Source organism: Mycobacterium sp. NGS39 (genome assembly GCF_059812765.1).
Map to the genome: position 1 here is coordinate 117,816 of NZ_JCALDH010000009.1, position 14,998 is coordinate 132,813.

Genomic DNA, 14,998 nt, shown 5'->3' on the forward strand with positions numbered 1-14,998 from the left:
ATATTTGCGCAGTGGTAAGGGTACACCGCACCACCAACGTTCAATCATTGAACACCTGATTTACGGCAAACTTTGGGAGGCGCGCCAAAAACTCTCGACCGCGTGTCGAGACTTGTTTGTGGTTAGCGCTGAGGTGCGGCCGTCGGCTTGATCGGGGCGGGCAGCGCGGTGACGCCCATCAGGTAGTCGTCCACCGCCGCTGCGGCCGCCCGGCCCTCGGCGATCGCCCACACGATCAGCGACTGCCCGCGTCCCATGTCGCCGGCCACGAACACGCCCGGCACGCTGGTGGCGAAGTCGTCGTCGCGGGCGACGTTGCCGCGCTCGGTGAACTCCACCCCGAGATCGGTCAGCAGACCTTCGCGTTCCGGCCCGACGAAGCCCATCGCCAGCAGCACCAGATCGGCCTCCAGCTCGAAGTCCGTGCCCTCGACCTTGACGAACTTGCCGTCTTGCATCCGCACCTCATGCGCACGCAGCCCCGTCACGTGGCCTTCGCTGCCGATGAACTCCTCGGTGTTGACCGAGAACACCCGCTCGCCGCCCTCTTCGTGCGCCGACGACACTCGGAACATCAGCGGATAGGTGGGCCACGGCGTCGACTCCGCTCGGGTGTCCGGCGGCCGCGGCATGATCTCGAACTGGTGCACCTCGGTGGCGCCCTGTCGCAGCACCGTGCCCAGGCAGTCGGCGCCGGTGTCGCCGCCGCCGATGATGACCACCTTCTTGCCTTTCGCGGTGATCGGCGGCTCGCCGTCCGGACCCAAGACGTCGTCACCGAGCTGCACCCGGTTGGCCCACGGCAGGAACTCCATCGCCTGATGGATGCCGTCGAGGTCGCGTCCGGGGATCGGCAGGTCGCGCCACGCCGTCGCGCCGCCGGCCAGCACCACCGCGTCGAAGTCGGCCCGCAGCTGCTCGGCGGTGATGTCCACGCCGACGTTCACGCTGGCTTTGAACACCGTGCCTTCGGCTTCCATTTGCGCGAGCCGACGGTCGATGTGGCGCTTTTCCATCTTGAATTCCGGAATGCCGTAGCGCAGCAGCCCGCCGATGCGGTCGTCGCGCTCGAACACGGTCACCATGTGGCCGGCGCGGGTCAGCTGCTGCGCTGCCGCCAGTCCGGCCGGCCCGGATCCCACCACCGCGACGGTCTTGCCCGTGAGCACCGACGGCCGGATCGGGGTCACCCAGCCCTGCTCGAAGGCGTTGTCGATGATCTCGACCTCGACTTGCTTGATGGTCACCGGATCCTGGTTGATGCCCAGTACGCATGACGCCTCACACGGCGCCGGGCAGAGCCGGCCGGTGAATTCCGGGAAGTTGTTGGTGGCATGCAGCCGGTCGATCGCGTCGCGCCAGCGGTCGGTACGCACCAGGTCGTTCCACTCGGGAATCAGGTTGCCCAGCGGGCAACCGTTGTGGCAGAACGGAATTCCGCAATCCATGCAGCGGGTCGCCTGGATCCGCAACTTGTCGTGCGGGAAGTCTTCGTAGACCTCTTTCCAGTCGCGGATGCGCAGCGGGATGGGCCGCCGCTTGGGCAGCTCGCGCTGACGGTACTTGAGGAAGCCGGCGGGATCAGCCATGGGCCGCCGCCATGATCGCTTCGTCGACGTCGGTGCCGTTCTGTTCGGCCTCGGCGATCGCCTCCAGCACCCGCTTGTAGTCACGGGGCATCACCTTGGCGAACCGCTGCCGCTCGGCACCCCAGTGCGCCAGGACGCGCTTGCCCGGGGCTGAGTCGGTGGCGTCGACGTGCTTGGTCAACATCCGGTGCAGCCACTCGAAGTCGTCGTCGTCGAGCTCTTCCAACTCCACCATCTCCGGGTTCAGATGTTCGGACAGCACCGAATTCGGGTCGTACACGTAGGCCACTCCGCCGGACATGCCGGCGGCGAAGTTGCGTCCGGTCGGCCCGAGAATGACCACCTTGCCGCCGGTCATGTACTCGCAGCCGTGATCGCCGACGCCCTCGACCACCGCATGCGCGCCGGAGTTGCGCACCGCGAACCGCTCGCCCACCTGCCCACGCAGGAAGCACTCGCCGCTGGTGGCGCCGAACAGCACCACGTTGCCGGCAATGATGTTGTCCTCGGCGACGTAACCCTCGGGGGCGTTGCGCGACGGCCGCACGACCACACGGCCACCCGAGAGCCCCTTGCCCACATAGTCGTTGGCGTCGCCATACACCCGCAGCGTGATGCCGCGCGGCAAGAACGCACCGAAGCTGTTACCGGCCGACCCGTCGAACGTGATGTCGATGGTGTCGTCGGGAAGCCCTTGTCCCCCATAGGCTTTCGTGAGTTCATGGCCCAGCATGGTGCCGACGGTGCGGTTCACGTTGGAGATCGTGGTGGAGAACTTCACCGGCGTCTGGGAATCGAGCGCCTCGCGGCTCATCACGATCAGCTGCTGATCCAGCGCCTTGTCCAGACCGTGGTCCTGACGCGAACTGCAGTACAGATCCTGGTTCATGAACGCCGACTCCGGCTCGTACAGCACAGGCGACAGATCCAGCTTGCGGGCCTTCCAGTGCTCGGCGGCCACCGCGGTGTCCAAGGCGCCGACCTGCCCCACCGCCTCGTTGATGCTGCGAAAACCCAACTGCGCCAAGTATTCTCGCACTTCTTCAGCGATGAACATGAAGAAGTTCTCGACGAACTCCGGCTTGCCGGTGTAGCGCTTGCGCAGCTCGGGGTTCTGGGTGGCCACCCCCACCGGACAGGTGTCGAGGTGACACACCCGCATCATGACGCAGCCCGACACCACCAGCGGCGCGGTGGCGAAGCCGTACTCCTCGGCGCCCAGCAGCGTCGCGATCATCACGTCGCGCCCGGTCTTGAGCTGGCCGTCCACCTGGACGACGATCCGGTCACGTAACCCGTTGAGCAGCAACGTCTGCTGCGTTTCGGCCAGGCCCAGCTCCCACGGCGCTCCGGCATGCTTCATCGACGTCAGCGGCGTCGCGCCGGTGCCGCCGTCGTGCCCGGAGATCAGCACCACGTCGGCGTGCGCTTTGGACACGCCGGCAGCTACCGTGCCGACACCGTTCTCGGACACCAGCTTCACGTGTACACGCGCGGCTGGGTTCGAGTTCTTCAGGTCGTAGATCAGCTGCGCCAGGTCTTCGATCGAGTAGATGTCGTGGTGCGGCGGCGGCGAAATGAGGCCGACGCCCGGGGTGGAATGCCGAACCTCAGCCACCCACGGATACACCTTGTGACCCGGAAGCTGGCCTCCCTCACCGGGTTTCGCGCCCTGGGCCATCTTGATCTGGATGTCGGTGCAGTTGGTGAGGTAGTGCGACGTGACACCGAACCGGCCGGACGCCACCTGCTTGATCGCACTGCGCCGCCAGTCGCCGTTGGGGTCCTTCTCGAAGCGGCGGACATCTTCGCCGCCCTCACCGCAGTTCGACCGGCCGCCAAGGCGATTCATCGCGATCGCCAGCGTCTCGTGCGCCTCGGCGGAGATCGAGCCGTAGCTCATCGCGCCGGTGGAGAACCGCTTGACGATTTCGCTGGCCGGCTCGACCTCCTCGATCGGCACCGGCGGGCGCACACCCTCTTTGAACCGCAGCAGCCCGCGCAGCGAAGCGATCCGCTCGGACTGGTCGTCGACCAGCTTCGTGTACTCCTTGAAGATCTTGTACTGGCCGGTGCGGGTGGAGTGCTGCAGCTTGAACACCGTGTCGGGGTTGAACAGGTGGTACTCACCCTCGCGGCGCCACTGGTATTCGCCGCCCACCTCGAGTTCGCGGTGTGCGCGCTCCTCGGGCCGGGGCAGGAACGCCAACGCATGCCGACGCGCGACGTCGTCGGCGATGTCGTCGAGGTCGATGCCGCCGGTCGGACAGGTCAGCCCGGTGAAGTACTCGTCGAGCACGGCCTGACTGATGCCGACGGCCTGGAACAGCTGCGCGCCGGTGTAGGACGCAAGCGTCGAAATGCCCATTTTGGACATGACTTTCAGCACGCCCTTGCCGGCGGCCTTCACATAGTTGGCGAGCGCCTTCTCGCGATCCAGCCCGGTGATCACTTTGCGATCGAGCATGTCCTCGATCGACTCGAACGCCATGTACGGGTTGATCGCCGCAGCGCCGAAGCCGATCAGCGCGGCCATGTGGTGCACCTCGCGGGCGTCACCGGACTCGACCACCAGGCCGACCAGTGTGCGCGAACGCTCCCGCACCAGATGGTGATGCACCGCTGCGACCGACAGCAGCGACGGGATGGGGGCCATCTTCTCGTCGGACTCGCGGTCTGACAGCACGATGATGCGGGCGCCATCGGCGATCGCCGCCGACGCCTGCCTGCGGATGTCGTCGAGCGCGGCGCGCAACCCGGCGCCGCCTTTGGCCACCGGGTAAAGGCAGCGAATCACCGTGGTGCGCATGCCATGCCGGCGACCGTTGACCTCCGCGTCGGGGTCGAGGTTGACCAGTTTGGCCAGCTCATGGTTGCGCAGGATCGGCTGCTGCAGCACGATCTGGCGGCACGAGTTCTCGTCGGGCGACAGCAGGTCGCCCTCAGGGCCGATCACGCCCTGCAGGCTGGTCACCACTTCCTCGCGGATGGCGTCCAGCGGCGGGTTGGTGACTTGGGCGAACAACTGCTGGAAGTAGTCGTAGAGCATCCGCGGCCGCTGCGACAGGACTGCGACGGGGGTGTCTGTGCCCATGGAGCCGATGGGCTCGGCGCCGGTGCGTGCCATCGGCGCGACGAGCAAATTCAGCTCTTCGTAGGTGTAACCGAACACCAACTGCCGCAACACGATTCGGTGGTGCGGCATTCGCACGTACGGACCCTGGGGCAATTCCTCCAGAGCGATCAGCCCGTTGTCCAGCCACTCCTGATACGGGTGCTCGGCGGCCAGCTCTGCTTTGATCTCCTCGTCGGAGACGATGCGGCCCTGAGCCGTGTCCACCAAGAACATCCGGCCGGGCTGCAGACGCATTCGCTTGACCACGGTCGACGGGTCGAGGTTGAGAACACCGGCCTCTGAGGCCATCACCACCAGTCCGTCGCTGGTGACCCAGATCCGCGACGGCCGAAGCCCGTTGCGGTCCAGCACCGCGCCCACCACCGTGCCGTCGGTGAACGTCATCGACGCGGGGCCGTCCCACGGCTCCATCAGCGAGGAGTGGTACTGGTAGAACGCCCGGCGCGCCGGGTCCATCGACTCGTGGCGCTCCCACGCCTCGGGGATCATCATCAGCACCGCGTGCGCGAGGCTGCGGCCGCCGAGGTGCAGCAGCTCCAGCACCTCGTCGAAGCGCGCGGTGTCCGACGCGCCCGGCGTGCAGATCGGGAACAGCTTTTCGACGTCCGTGCCGAACACGTCGGTGCGGATCAGCGCCTCGCGCGCGCGCATCCAGTTCTCGTTGCCTGTGACGGTGTTGATCTCGCCGTTGTGCGCGATCCGCCGGAACGGGTGGGCCAGCGGCCACGACGGGAACGTGTTGGTCGAAAAGCGCGAGTGCACAATGCCCAGCGCGCTGGTCAGCCGATCGTCTTGCAGGTCGAGGTAGAACGCCTTGAGCTGCGGGGTGGTGAGCATGCCCTTGTAGACCAGGGTCTGGCCGGAAAGGCTTGGGAAATAGACAGTTTCGCGGCCGGGACCGTCCTGGCCCGGACCCTTGGTGCCCAGCTCGTGCTCGGCGCGCTTGCGGATGACGTAGACCCGGCGCTCGAGATCCATGCCCGACGCACCGCCGATGAAGATCTGGCGGAAGGTCGGCATCGCGTCGCGGGCCAGCGCGCCCAGTGACGACTCGTCGGTGGGCACGTTGCGCCAGCCCAGCACCTCGAGTCCTTCGGCTTCGACGATCTTCTCCACCGCAGCGCAGGCCTCCGCGGCCTCCTTGGACGACTGCGGCAAAAACGCCATCCCGGTCGCATAGCTACCTGCCTCGGGCAGGTCGAAATCGACGACCGCCCGCAGGAACTCGTCGGGAACCTGGATCAGGATCCCCGCACCGTCGCCGGTGTGCTGCTCGGCCCCGGCCGCACCGCGGTGCTCGAGGTTCAACAGGGCGGTGATCGCCTTGTCGACAATGTCGCGGCTGCGCCGGCCGTACATGTCGACGACCATGGCGACGCCGCAGGCGTCGTGTTCGAACGCGGGGTTGTAGAGCCCGACACTGCTGGGCGCCATTCCCACCTACCTTTTCCGCACGCTTTCGCGAAAGTCTCTCTCGGTTGCCGACGGTGTGCTCCCTGGGCGGTGGGTCGCACCCTCGGACTTGTCAATTCTGGGCCGGTTCACTCCGGCCGAAAAGAGGGGCCGAATCCCGCGGAGGGAATGCAGCCGTACGACGCTGAACGGCGCACTTGTCCCGGTTGCGACAAGTGCTGAAAACGATATGACAAACAGGCCCTGACATGCCAACTTTGTCCACCCTCGCCGCTCAGTGCCCCGCCGTCGGCGGGAGTCTCCAAAGCGGTCCGGGCCTGACCCGAATCGGCTGTGCCGCTTGTCGATTCATGCTACGCCCGTGCGGCGTGCACTCAGGAACAGAGCGACAGCGGATTTGCTGTGATTCTCGACTCATCGCCCTGAGCGTAGAAATCGCTGGTTAAGTTAATTCTCATCGTTTGCTGTGACGCTCACCACGCGGTGCACGGCGGCCGCAATCCGGGCGCAGAACTCATCTGCCCCCTCGTCGGCGTGCGTCATGGCCCGCAGGAACGTCGCGCCGCGGATGATGTCGAACACCACATCGGCGTCGCAGCCCGGCGCCGCTTTGCCCTCAGCGACCGCCCGGGCGATCAACGCGTCCAAAGCGGCGCGCACCGGAAGCTCGCCGCGGGTGAGCAGGCGCTGGTAGCTGTCAGGGTCGCGGCTGTATCCGGCCAGCAGTCCGGGCACCGCCGCCCGCGCCGCCGGCTCGCTGGCGACGTCGAGGAACAGCCTCACCCAGGTGTGAAGGTCGGCGCGCAGATCTCCGGTGGGTTCGGGCAGGTCGAAGGTGTCGAGGTGCAGCACCGCTTCTTCCAGCAGCTCGGCCTTGCTGGCCCAGCGCCGGTAGATGGTCGGGATGCTCACGTTCGCGCGCCGGGCGATCTCGGCCAGGGTGGTGTCTTCGTAGCCGCGTTCGGCGACGACGGCCCGGGCGGCCGCGATGATGGCCGCCGCGATCGCGGGATCGCGGGGCCGTCCGGGTCCGACGCGGACCGACTCGTAGAGCGCAGACAAAAGCGTGCTCCCTATTGATTACGTGCCGTAACGTAATATAGCGTTCCGGCATGTTGGTCGCCCACGACGAGTTGCTGTGTCACCAGTTGCCGACGACGTTCGACCACGTCGAGCAGTCGGATCTGCGCTGGACCGAACGGGTGGTGATCTACGGTTTCGACCCGGCCACCGGCACCAGCCTGATGACAGGCATGGCCCGCTACCCCAACCGCAACGTCACCGACGCGTACGCGATGGCCACCGTCGACGGGCAGGCGCATGTGGTGCGGGCGTCGCGCGAAATCTCGGCGGGGGTCGACGGCATCGCGTCATGGCAAGTGGGCCCGTACGGCTACCGCATCGTCGAGCCGCTGCGGCAGGTGCAAGCCACGCTCGACACCGACGCCATGAGCATGGACCTGACGTTTTCCGGGGTGTTCCCGTGCTACGAGCAGGCGCCGGCGTTCTTCCGGCACCGCGGCCGCGTCGACGAGGACGCCCGCCGCTTCTACCAGAACGGCCACGCCACCGGCTCGATCGTTGCCGCCGACCACCGAATCGAGATCCGGCCAGACACGTGGGTGTTCGGCCGTGACCACAGCTGGGGCGTGCGGCGCGGCGGCGGAGGCGGCAATCTGCCCGAGTCGCAGATCCTGCAACCGCATGAAATCCCCGACGGTGTCCTGTATTTCATGGGCATCTTCCAATTCGAGGACCGCCTGGTGCATTTCGCGCAACGCGAAGACGCCGACGGCCGGATCTGGCACTACGAGGGCGAGTTGCTCTACCCGATCTCCACCGGCAAGCCCAGCCAGAAGATCGTCAGCGTGGACCACGACTTCGTGTTCCGCCCTGAACAACCGCGGGTGATCGCCGGCGGCGAGGTCACCATCCATGCCGACGACGGCTCGCAGGACACCCTCTCGATCACCCCGGTCACCGACTTCTGGCCTGGCTTCGCCGGTTATGACGAATACCGCGGCTACGCGTCGGGTTACTGGCGCGGGCCCAGCTACCTCGACCACTTCGCTCGTCGACACCACCGATCTCAGTGAGGTCGCCAAAGTCAGCATGCTCAGCGAGACGCTGTGCACGCTGCGCTGCGGTGACGCCACCGGCCACGGCCTGGTCGAGATGGTGTTCATGGGCCGTAACGACCGCTACGGCTACGCGGGTTACTGATGTCGGCCTCGGCGCGGCCCACCGCCGAAGAGCTGCCTGTTCTGTTGCAAGACGCTGTTACACAACGGATTTCGCGGGACGCACGGGTGGTGAACTGGCGTGCGGCCGAGCGCGGACTGTCCACCGAGACATACCTGTTCGACGTCGCCGATGCCGACGGCGTGGTGCTGCGGCGATTGGTGTTTCGTCGCCCCCCGGCCGTGGCGCTGTATCCGGACTACGACATCCTGCGCCAAGCGCTGGTGATGAATCGGTTGGCGCACACCGCAATTCCAGTGCCGCGGGTGCTGTGGCTGGACCGGTCCGGCCGCGACGTCGGCAGCCCGTACCTGGTGATGGAACAGGTGCCCAATATCGGCAGCCCCGGTGACTTCCCGTCGTATCACAGCGAGGGCCTGTACTTCGATGCGACCGAAGAGCAGCGCTCGACGATGTGGTGGGGATGTCTGCAGGCGATCGCCGACATCCACGAATTGGACTGGCGCGCATTGCGGCTGGAGTCGCTGTTGTGCCCGGCTTCCAGTGCTCATCCGCTGCGGCAGGTGGTCGACTACTACGGGTCGACGCTGCGCTGGGCGATGGGTGAGCGGCCGCGCCCCGAGCTGCTGGCGGCTGTCGACTGGCTCGCCGACAACATCTACGAGCCGGAGCATCTGTGTTTGTGCTGGGGCGACAGCCGCCTGTCGAACGTACTGTTCGGACCCGGCTACGAGGTCGCGGCAGTGCTCGACTGGGAGGTCGCCTACATCGGTGACCACGAAGCCGATCTCGCGTGGATGCTGTTTCTGGACTGGTCGTACAGCGATCAGCAGCAGATTCCCCGGCTTGCCGGTACACCCAGCCGCGAGGAGACGATCGCCCGCTACGAGCAGCTGACCGGCTGGCCGGTACGCAACCTGCGCTACAACGAGGTGCTGGCCGCGGTCGCGCTGTCGGCACCGGTGCTGCGCCTGCAGGCCAAACTGCTTGGCGACGGACTGATCACCGAAGACTTCGACTTGGCCGGCTTCTGCGTGGAACGGATCCGCCAGCTGCTGGGATAGCCGGCGCCAGGCCCTGCCGGCCGTGGTCACCCCTCGTCTACCACGGCCGGCAGCCGGGCCGGACCTCCCCCGACGGGCCCAGCCCGGCCGGTCACTGGCCGGGCTCACTGGACGGCGTAGCCGCCGTGTGCCGCCAACGACCGCAGCTGCTTGAGCGCGAACGCGCGCCCCCGGCCTCCTTCCGGGATGACCACGCCCGCCCACATGCCTTGCGCCGCGGGCATTTCGCACGCCTCCTTGGCGCAAAGCCAGCGCCGCGGGCATGCCCGGCACACCGCTTTGGTGGCTTCGTCGGTGGCGGTCAGCCAGCGGTCAGGGTCGCGGGTGCACGCGGCGATCTCGAACTCGGTCGCGGGCCGTTCCACCACCACGGTCATGTCGGAACTCCTTCTGTGCGGCGTTACGCGCAGAACCGTAGCAGTCGTTCCGTAGCGCTGCAACGCTTTTTCGCGGCGCGCGGCTGTATCCCATGTGCAATCGGGCGTATCACGGTCGCCAAACCGTAGCGAAGATACGGTCCGCCTGCTCGGCCGCGTCGGCGTAGCCGGATAGAGTGATCGTCGATGGACACCGCTGCGCCGCCGACGCTGACGGTCGAGTGTTCAGGCGCGGTCTACCAGCTCAATCCCGATCGCTCACCCGCCACGATCGGACGGTCGACCGAGGCCGACGTGCCGGCGACCGATCCGCGCATCTCGCTGGTGCATGTCCGCCTCGAAAGCGATCCCGGTGGCTGGCGGGCGGTCGACGCCGGCACCCGCACCGGCATGTTCGTCGGCGGCGTGCGCCGCACGGTCGTCGACATCCACGACGGCCTCACCATCCACCTCGGCGATCCCGACGGCATGCCTGTCACATTCCGGTTCGCCATCGACCCCCCCGCGACAGCCGGCGACGACGAGCCCGTCGACAGCGGAATCGCCCGTGCCGGGGCCGCAGTGGCCGCGCGTCGGCGAGAGCTGAACATCACCCAGCGCACACTGGCCAAATACCGGATCATGAACGCCGGCGCGCTTATCGCGTTCGAGAAGGGACGCAGCTGGCCACGCGAACGCACCCGCGCCAAGCTGGAGGAAATTCTGCAGTGGCCGCCCGGAACCATTGCGAACATCCGCAATGGCGGCGCCGTGCCGGGCCAGCGTTCAGAGCCGGAGGCCGACGCTGACCAGGCGCCGTTGATCGTCGGCGCGGTAGATGTCGCGATGAAGACGTTCGCCGCCGCCATCGATGCGCTACCCGACGAGTCCGCCGGGGACTTCGCGGGGCGGGCAGCGGTGATCCTCGCGGATCTGCGGCAGTTGGAGGCGGTCGTCGCCCGGGCCGCACGCCAGAGCCGCGGTATGCCCGCGGTCGTGATGGCCCTGAGCGCGGTGCGAAAACGATACGAGGAGTTGATGTTTCGAGCTGCGGCCGCGCCGGACGCCACGCTGGGCCAGCGGCTGTTCGCGGCCCGGCGGCGGGCCAACCTCTCCGCAGCCGAGATCGGCAATGCGATCGGTGTGTCGGCGCAGCTGGTCGAGGCGCTCGAGGCAGGACAACCGGTCAGCGAGCACGACGCCGCGGCGATCCAGCGGTTTCTGGCCCAGTTCCAGCAACCGGCTTAGCCGCTGCACGCACGCGAGCAAGGGTGCCGACTTTGCGCACCGAACCACCCGCGGCATGTCCGATACTGATGGCATGCCCTTGGAGGACTCGGTTCACCACGCGCGCGACGTGCTCGCGCGCGCCGATTCTCTGTTCGGTTCGGCGGCCGACGAACCGCCGGCGCCGGCGCCGCAGCTGTCCGAACTCGCCGATCTCGTGCGGCGCACCGCGACACCGGACATGGCGGGGTCGGCGATCGCCGGCTACACGACGTTCGCCCACGAGCGCGCCGCCAAATTGACGCAGCTCGCCGATGCCGACAAGGCATTGCACCGCGTCCTCGACGATGCGGCGCGAGCCGAGAACACCGCTGCGGCCGCCTCCCGGTCGACACTTGCCGCCGCCCGAGCACACGTCGATCGTCATGAAGAGCTCGCGGCCACGCCGGGCGGTCAGCTGTCGTTGCTCGCGGCGCTGCACGCCGAGGTCGGCCGCCAACAGGCCTTGGTGAGCGAGCACCACCAGCGAGCCGCCGAGCTGGCCGACCAGCTGCGGCTGGTGTCGTACGACTGATCGATTCCGGCGTCGCGGCGACCGGCGGGGTGCGCAGAATTCGCGCTGAAACAGCCCTCAACAGCGGGTTACGCTGAGGCGCGACGAAGGGGGTCGCGATGGAAGTCTGGCTGCAGCAGCAAGCGAACGCGGTACTGACCGCGCTGCAGCACGCCCAACAGCTCTTCGGTGGCCCCAGCGCGCCTCAGCCGCCGCGGCCGTTCGCGCCGCGCGAAGATCTGGAAGCTGACCTGGGCCGGCCATGGATGTGAGGCCGGCATGACGCAGCCCGCATTCGGCACCGACGAGCAACTCAGCGGCCGTGCCGCTGACGCCGTCGCCGACCTGCACGACGAGCTGCGCCGCCGCTTCTCGGGACTCAACACCGCCGAGGCGCAACTGGCCGAGGCGGTATTGACCGCCCAGGCGACCAGCGAAGCCGGCCGCGCCCGGCTACAGAACATCCAGGCCCAGCTGGTGGAGGCGATCGCCAACCCGGTCAATGCGCTGGACACCCCGGCCGGCGAACGCCAGTTCCTGATGTTCCTGCGCGCCAAAGTGGCTGAAATTCAGCGCGTGGTCGACGACGGTGCCCTGACCGCGCAAGACCAGGCGGAGCTTGCGCGGGCGCTGGGAAACGGCTACCTCGGCGGCGACACGTCGGGGGCTGAGTCGGTGGCCGGTGAGTCCCGGCCCGCATCTGCGGCTCGCCCCTCCCCGATGCCGCAAACCACGCCCGCAGCCAGCATGGCGCCGCCCTCGCTCGGCGGTTTGCCGCAAGCACCGCCGCCGTCCGCGCCGACGGCACCCGGCCGGGGCGCGGCCACGTCGCCACTTGCCGGGCTGGCGCCTCTGCTCGCGGAGCTCGGCGGCGACGAATCAGCGCCGCGGCGGGCCGAGGACCAGCCCGCCGACGAGCACGAGAAAGCGCCGCACCCGAAAGACGACGAAGACCAGATCGAAGACCAAGACCAAGACCAAGACAACGACGCACCGCCGGCACGCGACGACGAGGACGAGCGGGAGACCGATGACGAGGACGCACCGCCGACTCCCGACGCCGCGCCGCCCGGGGAACCCGCACCGGCGCAGACCCGCCCGGCCGCCAGCTAGGAGACAACGACGATGGCAGAACAGGGCATCCGCGTCACGCCGGATGCGTTGCGGCAGATCGCTTCTCAGCATGAGGGCATCGCCGACGAGATCGCCTCGGCGCGGGCGGCCGGCCCGGACATCCTGGCGTCCGTCGCGACCCACGGGCCGATCATGCACACGTTCAAAGCCGCCGTCGCCGACGTCGTGGCGCGCCGCGACGCAGCGTTCGCGGCGCACGAGGCAGACCACCGAGCGGCTGCGGCCAAACTCCGCGAAGCCGCCGACCGCTTCACTGAACAAGAACAAATCAACGCAGCGAGGCTGCAATTTTGAGCGACGAATCGTTTACCGCGTCGACGACCGACAACACCGTGTTCGTCCGGGTCGCCGTCGCCGGCCACACCCTCGGGGTGCAGATCGAACCCGAGGCGATGCGGCTGTCGGCCCACACCATCGCCGAGCGGATCATGGCCTGCAACGACGTCGCATATCTGAAGGGTCAGCTGGTGCTGCGCGACGAGTTGCAGCGGGCCGCCATCCCGGTCGACGACATGCCGACCGAGCAGGACCTGGCCGCTGCCGAACGTCGGCTGAGGGAGCTGTAGACCGACGATGAAAGTGGATTCAACCGGGCTCGTCGCTGCGGCTGAGCGGCTGCGCAATGCCGCGGCGTCGCTGAGCGCGCCGGATGTCGCAGTACACCCTCCGCTGGCCGGCGATCACACGTCGGTCGCCGCCGCGGACAGGCTCAACGCGGCCGGAGAAGCTCTGGCGTCGGCGATCAGGTCCCAAGCCGCCGGCCTGCTCGCCACCGCCGATCACCTGGCGGACGTCGCCGCCGGCTTCACCGAGCAGGAGACCGTTAACGCAGCCGCGCTGAGCGGTGCGACTTCACGCGCTCAGCCGGTCGGGATCCCGTCCTCCCTCGCCGCCGCGCCGACCGTGCCAGCCGACACCCGGACAGCGCTGCCACCGCCGACCGACACCGACGGAGAAACGGTGGCCCGCAAGCTGCACGGCGGAAACGCTTCTGCCGGAATGGTTTTCGCGCAAAACTGGCGCTCCCGGGCCGCAGCGGCCGAAGACGCGCGAGGCGTCGTGCGCGACGTCCTCGGCACACTGCCGGAGCTGTGGACCAGCCCTGCGGGCACCGCGGCGGCGACCGCTCGCCTGGCCGCCCACTCCGAGGGGCTGGCCACCGTCGCGGACCGGGCCGCCGCACTGGCCGAGCAGGCGCAACGTCACGCGGACAGCTACCGCAACGCGGCCGCGAATGTTCCGCAGCCGCAGGAGTTTCAGGCAAACCACGAGGAGCTGCAGGCAGCGCTGGACGCCAACGCCAGGTTCCCCGGTCGGTACACGCCGCTGGTGTCGTCGCTGATCGCCCAGCAGGGGGCGCTGAATCAGAAGGCGCTCAACACCCAGGCCCAGTATCACAGCGACACCGATGCCGCCACGGCCAGCCGACCCGACGACGGCGTGACGCCAGAAGAGGCCGGGCAGTTGGCGTCACAGCTGCCGCAGATGATCCCCGGGCTGCTGGGTGCCGTCGGCGGACTGCTCGGTGGGGCGATGTCGTCAGCCGGTGCCCTCCCCCAGACAATGATGCAGACCGCCCAGCAGCTCGCCCAGACCGCTGCGCAGAGCCTGTCCGGGCTGGCCGCCTCTCCGCTCAACGGCAAGTCGACGCCGCCAACGCATTCGGGCGCCGCCCCCGCCGCGACAGCCAAAGCCGGCGGTCCCGCCCTCAGCGGCGCGACCAGACCCGCTGGCGGCATCGACACGACTCCCGTCGCGCCGTCCACGTCGTCGTCGTCAGCGCCGCGCCCCACGCCGCCAGCAAGTGCGATGCCAACTGCCACCCCGGCCGCAGGGCCGTCCGCGGCTCCGATGGGCATGCCGATGGGTATGGTGCCGCCGCAAGCGGCCAACGACACCGAACGACGTCAGGTGCCCGCCGACAAGAAGATCGTGGTGACCGCGGCGCCGCACACCGAATCCGTCACCGGCCGGTGCACGGCAGCTCGCCTTACGGCCGCACGCAGGATCGACGACGAGGCGCGATGACGGACTTCGACGATCTCGACGACGCCGCGAAGGTCCGCTACAGCCAGGCGGAACTTGCGGCCACGTTTGCTCAACTGAGCGCGGTGCTGGATCGGCTGGCTGCGTTGCGGACCACCGCCGCGGACCCCGACGGCGACGTCCGGCTCACCCTGGGTCCGGACGGCAGGTTGCTTACTCTTTTCATCGACGAATCGGTTCCGAGCCGGCTGACCCACCTCGGGCTCGAGGAGAAGATCAACAATCTGCTGGCAGAGGCCAACATCGTCGCCGAGAAATCCAGGCGGGAGAGTTACTGA

At 68.0% G+C, this 14,998-nt stretch carries 14 protein-coding genes; 10 read left to right on the top strand and 4 right to left on the bottom strand.

Annotated elements, in window-relative coordinates; genetic code table 11:
- Positions 1-122 precede the first annotated feature (122 nt).
- From AC5Y39_RS14375 to AC5Y39_RS14385, 3 genes are all read right to left on the bottom strand, one after another.
- Complete coding sequence (locus tag AC5Y39_RS14375) at positions 123-1,589, bottom strand: glutamate synthase subunit beta (protein WP_500017715.1); 1,467 nt, start codon at positions 1,587-1,589, stop codon at positions 123-125.
- Positions 1,582-6,159 (bottom strand): glutamate synthase large subunit, encoded by a 4,578-nt coding sequence (gene gltB / locus AC5Y39_RS14380; RefSeq protein WP_500017713.1) that lies wholly within the window; start codon positions 6,157-6,159, stop codon positions 1,582-1,584. The genes AC5Y39_RS14375 and gltB overlap by 8 nt, the downstream gene beginning before the upstream one ends.
- Positions 6,160-6,585: 426 nt before the next feature.
- A complete protein-coding gene (locus AC5Y39_RS14385; protein ID WP_500017711.1) occupies positions 6,586-7,200 on the bottom strand; it encodes a TetR/AcrR family transcriptional regulator in 615 nt (204 codons plus the stop codon).
- Positions 7,201-7,250: 50 nt separating this feature from the next.
- Between AC5Y39_RS14385 and AC5Y39_RS14390 the strand changes: the two genes are divergently transcribed.
- Both AC5Y39_RS14390 and AC5Y39_RS14395 read left to right on the top strand, forming a co-directional pair.
- Positions 7,251-8,234: an Rv3169 family protein gene (locus AC5Y39_RS14390; protein WP_500017710.1), complete on the top strand. Its 984-nt coding sequence runs from the start codon at positions 7,251-7,253 to the stop codon at positions 8,232-8,234.
- Positions 8,235-8,360: 126 nt separating this feature from the next.
- On the top strand, positions 8,361-9,404 hold the full coding sequence (locus AC5Y39_RS14395) for a phosphotransferase family protein (protein WP_500017708.1): 1,044 nt from the start codon (positions 8,361-8,363) through the stop codon (positions 9,402-9,404).
- A 104-nt stretch (positions 9,405-9,508) separates the two neighbouring features.
- Here AC5Y39_RS14395 and AC5Y39_RS14400 read toward each other — a convergent pair whose 3' ends face one another.
- Positions 9,509-9,781 carry a WhiB family transcriptional regulator gene (locus tag AC5Y39_RS14400; protein WP_499912463.1) on the bottom strand — a complete coding sequence of 91 codons (273 nt, stop codon included), beginning with the start codon at positions 9,779-9,781 and terminating at the stop codon, positions 9,509-9,511.
- Positions 9,782-9,967: 186 nt separating this feature from the next.
- Here AC5Y39_RS14400 and AC5Y39_RS14405 point away from each other — a divergent pair, with 186 nt between their 5' ends.
- The 8 genes from AC5Y39_RS14405 to AC5Y39_RS14440 all read left to right on the top strand — a co-directional run bounded on the left by AC5Y39_RS14405 (position 9,968) and on the right by AC5Y39_RS14440 (position 14,998).
- Positions 9,968-11,008, top strand: coding sequence for an FHA domain-containing protein (locus tag AC5Y39_RS14405; protein ID WP_500017706.1), 1,041 nt, complete (start codon positions 9,968-9,970; stop codon positions 11,006-11,008).
- Positions 11,009-11,081: 73 nt separating this feature from the next.
- Positions 11,082-11,561, top strand: a complete 480-nt coding sequence (locus AC5Y39_RS14410) for a hypothetical protein (RefSeq protein ID WP_500017705.1) — start codon at positions 11,082-11,084, stop codon at positions 11,559-11,561.
- Positions 11,562-11,659: 98 nt separating this feature from the next.
- Positions 11,660-11,812, top strand: a complete 153-nt coding sequence (locus AC5Y39_RS14415; protein WP_500017704.1) for a hypothetical protein — start codon at positions 11,660-11,662, stop codon at positions 11,810-11,812.
- A 7-nt stretch (positions 11,813-11,819) separates the two neighbouring features.
- Positions 11,820-12,653: a DUF4226 domain-containing protein gene (locus tag AC5Y39_RS14420; RefSeq protein WP_500017702.1), complete on the top strand. Its 834-nt coding sequence runs from the start codon at positions 11,820-11,822 to the stop codon at positions 12,651-12,653.
- A 12-nt stretch (positions 12,654-12,665) separates the two neighbouring features.
- Complete coding sequence (locus AC5Y39_RS14425; RefSeq protein WP_500017700.1) at positions 12,666-12,968, top strand: type VII secretion target; 303 nt, start codon at positions 12,666-12,668, stop codon at positions 12,966-12,968.
- Complete coding sequence (locus tag AC5Y39_RS14430) at positions 12,965-13,240, top strand: DUF2694 family protein (protein ID WP_500017699.1); 276 nt, start codon at positions 12,965-12,967, stop codon at positions 13,238-13,240. Before AC5Y39_RS14425 ends, AC5Y39_RS14430 begins: the two co-directional genes overlap by 4 nt.
- Positions 13,241-13,247: 7 nt before the next feature.
- Positions 13,248-14,702 carry a PPE domain-containing protein gene (locus tag AC5Y39_RS14435; protein ID WP_500017697.1) on the top strand — a complete coding sequence of 485 codons (1,455 nt, stop codon included), beginning with the start codon at positions 13,248-13,250 and terminating at the stop codon, positions 14,700-14,702.
- Positions 14,699-14,998: a hypothetical protein gene (locus AC5Y39_RS14440; RefSeq protein ID WP_500017695.1), complete on the top strand. Its 300-nt coding sequence runs from the start codon at positions 14,699-14,701 to the stop codon at positions 14,996-14,998. Before AC5Y39_RS14435 ends, AC5Y39_RS14440 begins: the two co-directional genes overlap by 4 nt.

Excerpts from the sequence above, each read along its gene's own strand:
- AC5Y39_RS14375 (WP_500017715.1), bottom strand. The coding sequence starts at position 1,589 with ATGGCTGATCCCGCCGGCTTCCTCAAGTACCGTCAGCGCGAGCTGCCC.
- gltB (WP_500017713.1), bottom strand. The coding sequence starts at position 6,159 with ATGGCGCCCAGCAGTGTCGGGCTCTACAACCCCGCGTTCGAACACGAC.
- AC5Y39_RS14390 (WP_500017710.1), top strand. The coding sequence starts at position 7,251 with ATGTTGGTCGCCCACGACGAGTTGCTGTGTCACCAGTTGCCGACGACG.
- AC5Y39_RS14395 (WP_500017708.1), top strand. The coding sequence starts at position 8,361 with ATGTCGGCCTCGGCGCGGCCCACCGCCGAAGAGCTGCCTGTTCTGTTG.
- AC5Y39_RS14400 (WP_499912463.1), bottom strand. The coding sequence starts at position 9,781 with ATGACCGTGGTGGTGGAACGGCCCGCGACCGAGTTCGAGATCGCCGCG.
- AC5Y39_RS14405 (WP_500017706.1), top strand. The coding sequence starts at position 9,968 with ATGGACACCGCTGCGCCGCCGACGCTGACGGTCGAGTGTTCAGGCGCG.
- AC5Y39_RS14410 (WP_500017705.1), top strand. The coding sequence starts at position 11,082 with ATGCCCTTGGAGGACTCGGTTCACCACGCGCGCGACGTGCTCGCGCGC.
- AC5Y39_RS14415 (WP_500017704.1), top strand. The coding sequence starts at position 11,660 with ATGGAAGTCTGGCTGCAGCAGCAAGCGAACGCGGTACTGACCGCGCTG.
- AC5Y39_RS14420 (WP_500017702.1), top strand. The coding sequence starts at position 11,820 with ATGACGCAGCCCGCATTCGGCACCGACGAGCAACTCAGCGGCCGTGCC.
- AC5Y39_RS14425 (WP_500017700.1), top strand. The coding sequence starts at position 12,666 with ATGGCAGAACAGGGCATCCGCGTCACGCCGGATGCGTTGCGGCAGATC.
- AC5Y39_RS14435 (WP_500017697.1), top strand. The coding sequence starts at position 13,248 with ATGAAAGTGGATTCAACCGGGCTCGTCGCTGCGGCTGAGCGGCTGCGC.
- AC5Y39_RS14440 (WP_500017695.1), top strand. The coding sequence starts at position 14,699 with ATGACGGACTTCGACGATCTCGACGACGCCGCGAAGGTCCGCTACAGC.